The organism is Mycobacterium sp. TH-M15 (assembly GCF_057473705.1).
The window spans coordinates 1-6,812 of record NZ_JBYCLB010000140.1 but is presented as its reverse complement, the minus strand read 5'-3'; the positions used below and the strand labels follow the sequence as shown (position 1 = coordinate 6,812).

General features: G+C 68.5%; 1 pseudogene. It reads right to left on the bottom strand.

The features are described 5' to 3' along the window. Window positions 1-61: 61 nt before the first annotated feature. Window positions 62-6,812 (bottom strand): annotated as a pseudogene (locus tag AC2VNT_RS03450) (amino acid adenylation domain-containing protein); the annotation flags it as partial.

Sequence of the window (6,812 nt, the reverse complement as noted above, 5' to 3'; positions counted from 1 at the left end):
AACAACAACCCCTGCTGTAGCGGGGTCAACGGCAAAACGTCAGCGATTCGCATGTAACCGCTCAGATAGCGCCGGCCGGACCGGCAACAGTCGGACTGGCGATGGGAAATCCTTCGACCGGTCCCGCATCTCTGCTCAACTCCTCACTCAAGCTCCGGACGGACTTTGCGTTGATCAACGTGGGTACCGCGAGGCGGACGTCGAGGGCGGTGTTGATCGCGGCGATCGCCCGCATCGCCGACAGCGAATCTCCGCCGAGGTCGAAGAACGACTCGTCGACCCCGACCCGGTCGACTCCCAGCACTCCGGCCCAGATGCCGGCCAGAATCTGCTCGACCAGCGTCGCCGGGGCGCGATAGCCGGAACCGTCGCCGTGGTGCCCGGTTGGCGATACCGATGCGGTCAGTGGCTGGACCACCGGCTCTGCCACGTCGATCGACGACAACGGCTGTGTCGGATCTCCGGACATGGTCACCAGCACCCGCTGCAAGCGCTCGATCAGCGCGTCGATCACGGTCGCGTCGAAAACATCCGCGCGATATTGGACGACGAGTTCCAGTTCGTGGCCCGGCACGGCCTGGATCGCAAGCGGGTAATGGTAGAAGTCACGGTTGGTGAGCCCGCCGACGACCAATCCGTCCGCGCCCGACAGCGCAGCCGCGTCCGTTGGATAGTTCTCGTAGACGAAAACGGTGTCGAACAGTCTTTCGTGACCGGTCGCGCGATGAATGTCGCTGAGGGCCAGATGCTGGTGTTCGAGGGTGTGGTTGTGATCGTGACGCAGCTGCTCGAGCAGGTCGGTGGTGGTGGTTGCGTCGTCGATGACCGCCCGTACCGGCACGGTGTTGATCAGCAGGCCGATCATCGACTCCGCGCCGGTCAACTCTGCGGGACGGCCCGCGACGACAGTGCCGAAGGCGACGTCATGGTGGCCGGTCAGCCACCTCAGCACCGTCGCGAAGGCGCCTTGCAGAACGGTGTTGACGGTGGTCTGCGACGAGCGGGCAAGCTCGGAAACGGCGCGGGTGGTTCGCTCGGGTACCCGGAACGAAGCGACGTCGCGCGGCCCCAGCCCCAACCGGTCCGGTGGGCCGATCAACGTGGGGGTGTCAAAGCCGGCCAACACCTGCAGCCAGGCGGTGCGGGCGGCACGACGATCCCGACCGGCCAGCCAGGCGATGTACCGGCGGTAGGGCACAGCCGCGGGCAGCCGGGTCCCGTAGTAGCCGGCGAACAACTCCCGCAACAAGTTCGGCAGTGACCAGCCGTCGAGCACGATGTGGTGGTTGGTCAGCACGAATCGGTGCCGGTCCTGTCCCGTGCGGACCAACGCCGCGCGAAACGCCGGTTGCTCGGCCAGATCGAAGACCGCGGCTCGCTCGGCCGCACAGACCCGGTCGATCTGCTCGTCGAGGTCGAGATCTGCCCCGCACAGGTCGACGAACCGCCAAGCGGCGACGGGATCGGCCGGGATGATCTGCACCGGCTCGTCGAAGTGCGGGCAGAACCGGGCAGCCAGATGGGGATGCCGGGTCACGACCGCCTGCACCGCATCGCGCAGCCGACGCGGATCCAGCGGACCGGTCAGCGTGATGTCCAGCTGCACCGCGTAGACGTCGTCGCCGCCCTGCGCGGCGCTGGCGTGAAAGAACAGACCTTGCTGCAAGGGCGTCAACGGCAGGATATCGGCGAGCCGATACTGCCGGCTCAGTTCGTCGATCTGGCCCTGGCGTAGCCGGGCCGGTGCGATATCCGACGGCGTCAACCCGCCCCCACCCCGCCTGACATAGGCACAGATGCCGGCCAAAGCGTCGAACCACAGCCGACTCAGCCGCGCGACCTGCGCGTGATCGAGCGCCGAGGGGGCCCACGTCCAGCCGGCCTGCAGCTGCGGGCCGGTGTCGGTGTCCACCATCGCGGCGTTGAGCTCCACGGTGTGCAGCAACGGCATGGGGATAGCGGTGGCAACCCTGGCCACCGTGCCGCTCTCCGGGCTGATCCGCCACTCATCATCGGGCGTGTTGGCGGCCGACCCGCCACACAAACGCGGTCTTCTTGGCGCCCGAACCGCCAAGACGACCAAGGTAATTGAAACCGATTGCCGGATCCGCTCCGGCCAGGTCGACCTCGGTGTTCAGATAGCGCAGCACGCCGTAGGTCAACGGATCCGGCAGGGCACGCAGCTGTTCTTTGGCGGCTTTGAGCACTGCCCCCAGCCCGACATCGCCGGCCACCACCTGCACCCAGGACAGCCCGCCGACGCTCAGCGCGACCGGGTACTTGGTGGTGAACCACCCCACCGTGCGGGACAGGTCCACGTCGGTGGCCAGCTCCTCGTGGCGCCCGTGGCCCTCGACATCGATCCCGACCGGCGCGCCACCGGTGCCCCCAAACTCCGCGCATGCCAGGGCAAACGCGATCAGCAGGATGTCGTGGATGCCGGCATGAAACGCGGTCGGCACGTCGCCGAGCAGCAGCTGGCTGGTCTCGGCATCCAGCAGCGCCGACAACTGGCCGGCACCGGCAAAGGTGTCCAGGTCGGGACGCACGGCCGGCAGCGCGGCCGGCGCCGCCGCGGCCCGACGCCAGGCGTCGGCCAGCAGCTGCGCGTCGGCGCGGTGGGCCTGCCCAGCCAACAGCGCTGCCCAGCGGGCAAAGGACGTACCCCTCGCCGGCCATTGCGCCGGCTGGCCGGAGCGGTGTGCAGACCAGGCAATGTTGATGTCCTCCAGCAGGATTCGCCACGACACCCCGTCGACCGCGAGGTGATGAACGATCACCAGCAACTGCGCGGTGGACGTCGCCCAGACCGCGCTGAGCATCGCCCCACCGGACGGATCGAGCAGCGACCGCGCCGTCATGACGGCGTCGTCGGATATCGCATCGACCGTTGCCAGGCGCGCCTGCGCATCCACCGAACCGGCCTCGGGCGCATGCAACGACCAGCCGCCGGCACCGTCGTCGCAGACCCGCAGCCGCAGCATGGCGTGCCGATCCAGCAGAGCCTGCAACAGCGCCACCACGTCGGCTTCGGTCACCCCGGCGGGGGCCTGCAGCAGCACCGTCTGGTTGAACTCATCCGTCGGGCCGTCGATGTCGTGCAGCCAGCGCATGATCGGAGTGGCAGCCACCGGCCCGACACCCTCGTCGATGACCTCGGCCGCGCCGGTGGCCACCCCGGCCACCCGCGCCAGCCGGGCCACGGTCTGTTCCACGAACACGTCACGCGGCCGGCACACCACGCCGGCGGCGCGGGCCCTGGCCACCACCTGCATAGACAAGATGCTGTCGCCGCCCAACTCGAAGAACGACTGGTCCACGCCGACCTGATCGAGGCCCAGGACTTGCGCATAGATGCCGGCCAGGATCTCCTCGACGGCGTCTGCGGGGGCGCGATAACGCTCGACGTCGTGGTAATCGGGGGCGGGCAGAGCGCGGGTATCCAGCTTGCCGTTGACGGTGAGCGGCAGCGCCTGCACGGCCACCACCGCGGTCGGGATCATGTAGGCGGGCAGCCGCTCGGACAACGCCGCGCGAACCACAGCCGGGTCGGCGGTGCCGGTGATGTAACCGACCAGCCGCTTGTCGCCGGGACGGTCCTCGCGGGCGAGCACCACCGCCTGCGCCACCCCCGCCTGCTCGCTCAGTGCGGCCTGTACCTCACCGAGCTCGATGCGGTATCCGCGAATCTTGACCTGCTCGTCGGCCCGTCCCAGATAGCGCAACTGTCCATCAGCGTTCCAGCACACCAGGTCTCCGGTGCGATACATCCGTGCCGGGGGTGCTCCCTCGGCCACGAACGGGCACGCCACAAACCGTGCCGCGGTCAACCCGGCGCGGCCCGCATACCCGTACGCCGCGCCGGCGCCGGCCACATACAACTCGCCGACCACACCCTGCGGCACCGGCCGCAGCCAGCCGTCCAGCACGAAAAACCCGAGATGCGCCAACGGAATACCGATCGGGCTGACGGTGCTGTCGGCGTCGCCGGCGAGGATCTCCCGGAAGGAGGCATGGACCGTCGTCTCGGTGATGCCGTACATGTTGACCAGGCGGGGCAGTCCCGGGTGGCTGTCCAGCCATGCGCCCAGACGCTGCGGCTCCAGCGCCTCGCCGCCGAACACCACTGCCTCGAGGCTGAGCTGACGGCCCAGCTCGGGCGACAATCCGTCGGCGGTCTGTAGCGCATAGAACGCCGACGGGGTCTGGCTGAGGATGTTGACCTGCTCGGCAACGAGCAAGGCGTGCAGGTCTTCTGGTGAACGGACCACCGCGTCGGGCACCAGCACCAGCCGGCCGCCATGCAGTAGCGCACCGAAGATCTCCCACACCGAGAAGTCGAAGGCCAGGGAGTGGGCTTGCGTCCACACCTGTCCGGCCGACAGCCCCAACTCGACGTCCAGCACGTCTAGCAGCCGCGTCACGTTCCGGTGCGCAATCGCCACTCCCTTCGGGGTTCCGGTGGTGCCCGAGGTGTAGATCACGTAGGCAATGTCGTCGGGGTCGGGCAGCGGTAAGACGGTTGCGGGTTGGCGGTCGACGGCGGTGTCGGCGATATCGATGACCAACAGGTCGCGTCCACCCAGCGGATCGGCCAGGTCTGCGGTGGTGATCGCCGCGATCGGTGCGGCATCAGCGAGGACGAAATCGATCCGCGCCGCGGGCACCGCCGGATCGATCGGCACATACGCCGCTCCGGTTTTCAGCACCGCCATAATCGCGACGATCGCCTCGGCTGATCGCGGCAACATTAGCGCCACCCGTTGGCCTGAACCAGCGCCCCGGCCGATCAATAGCTGCGCCAACCGATTCGACGCCTCGTCAAGCTCTCGATACGTCATCGGTTGCTCGCCGGCGGTGAGCGCTATCGCCTCCGGAGTCCGTGCCACCTGCGCGGCGAACCTCGCCGGAATCGACACCGGCGCCCGCGCCGGCGCGGTCAGCGACGCCCGGTTGCCCCAGTCCGCCAGCCGGGCCTGTTCAACGTCGTCGAGCAGGTCGATCGACGACAGCCGGCGGGCCGGATCGGCCGTCATCGCTGCGACCACGCGCTGCAACCGCGCGATCATCACGTCGACGCTGGCGCTGTCGAACACGTCGGTGCGAAATTCGACCGCTCCGCCGATGCCGGCGGGTTCGCCGGCGCTGTTCCAGCGTTCGGCCAACGAGAACGACAGGTCCACCCGGGCGGTGTGGGTGTCCACCGGCAGCGGGGTGACTGACAGGTCGCCGAGCCGCAACCCGGCGGCGGGGTCGCCGGGCTCTCCGGGCAGGTTCTGCCACGCCAGCATCACCTGAACGAGCGGGTGATGGGTCAGGCTTCGGGTCGGGTTGAGCCGCTCGACCAGTACCTCGAAGGGCACGTCTTGGTGCTCGTAGGCGGCCAGGCTGCGTTGGCGCACGTGGTCCAGCAACTCGGCAACAGTGGGGTCACCGCTCAGATCGAGTCGCAGCACCAAGGTGTTGACGAAGAACCCGACCAGTCCGTCTAGTGCTGGGTCACGTCGTCCGGCGATCGGAAACCCCACTGCCACATCAGGACTGGCGCTGAGCTTGGCCAGCAGGACACCGAGGGCGGCCTGCATCAGCATGAAGCTGGTCGCGCCGTGTTCGCGGGCCACCCGGATAACGTTCTGCTGCAACTCAACCGGCCAGTCCACCGCCGCGGTGTCGCCGCGCTGATCGGCGACCAGTGGGTAGGGCCGGTCGGTGGGCAACGGCAGCCGCTCGGGCATCCCGGCCAAGGTCTGCTGCCAGTAATCCACCTGTGCGGCGATGCGGCTGCTGCTGTCGTCGATGTCGCCGAACTGCGCGCGCTGCCACAACGTGTAATCGACGTATTGCACCGGCAACTCGGTCCACCGCGGGGCGTGGCCCGCAGACCGGCTGACATACGCCGTCTCCAGGTCACTGATCAGCGGCGCGATGGACCAGCCGTCCGCGACGATGTGGTGCGCCACGGCCACCAGCACGTGCTCATCGTCGGCGACCTGAAAGAGCTGTGCGCGCAGGGGTATCTCGGTAGCCAGGTCGAAACTGTGCCGCGTCGCCTCGCCGACCGCGTCCGTCAGCCGGCTGGCCGGCCAGCCGGTGGCGTCGACAACCTGCCAGCCGAAGTCGGCCCGCTCGGGCGGTAGCACGCACTGCTGGGGTATTCCGTCGGTGGCCACGAACAGCGTGCGCAGGCTTTCGTGGCGGCCCACCACATCGGACAACGCGGCGGCCAGCATGTCGGCATCGAGGTCTCCGCGGATACGCAAAGCCACCGCCAGGTTGTACACCGGTGACGGGCCCTGCAATTGGTCGATGAACCACAGCCGCTGCTGGGCGTAGGACAACGGAATGACCGCGGGCCGTGCGACGGCGGCCACCAACGGTTCGAGGGCATCGTCGTCGGCGCTGATCCGCAGCGCCAACTGGGCCACGGTGGGCGCCTCGAACACGGCGCGCACCTTGAGGCCGCCGCCCATTTGGTTGTTGACGGCAGCGACCAGGCGCATGGCCGACAGCGAATCTCCACCCAAGTCGAAGAACGAGTCGTCCACGCCGACCCGTTCGCGGCCGAGTACCTGCGCGTAGATACCCGCCAGGATTTCCTCGGCGAGCCCGCTCGGGGCGCGGTAACGACCGGTGTCGTCGTACTCCGGCGCCGGCAGGGCCCGTTTGTCCAGCTTGCCGTTGACCGTGAGGGGCAGCGCGCTCAGTGCGACGACGGCGGCGGGCACCATGTAGGCGGGCAGCGTCGTGGCCAGCGCCGCACGGGTGTCGGCGGGGTCGGCGGTGCCGGTGATGTAGCCGACCAGTCGCTTGTC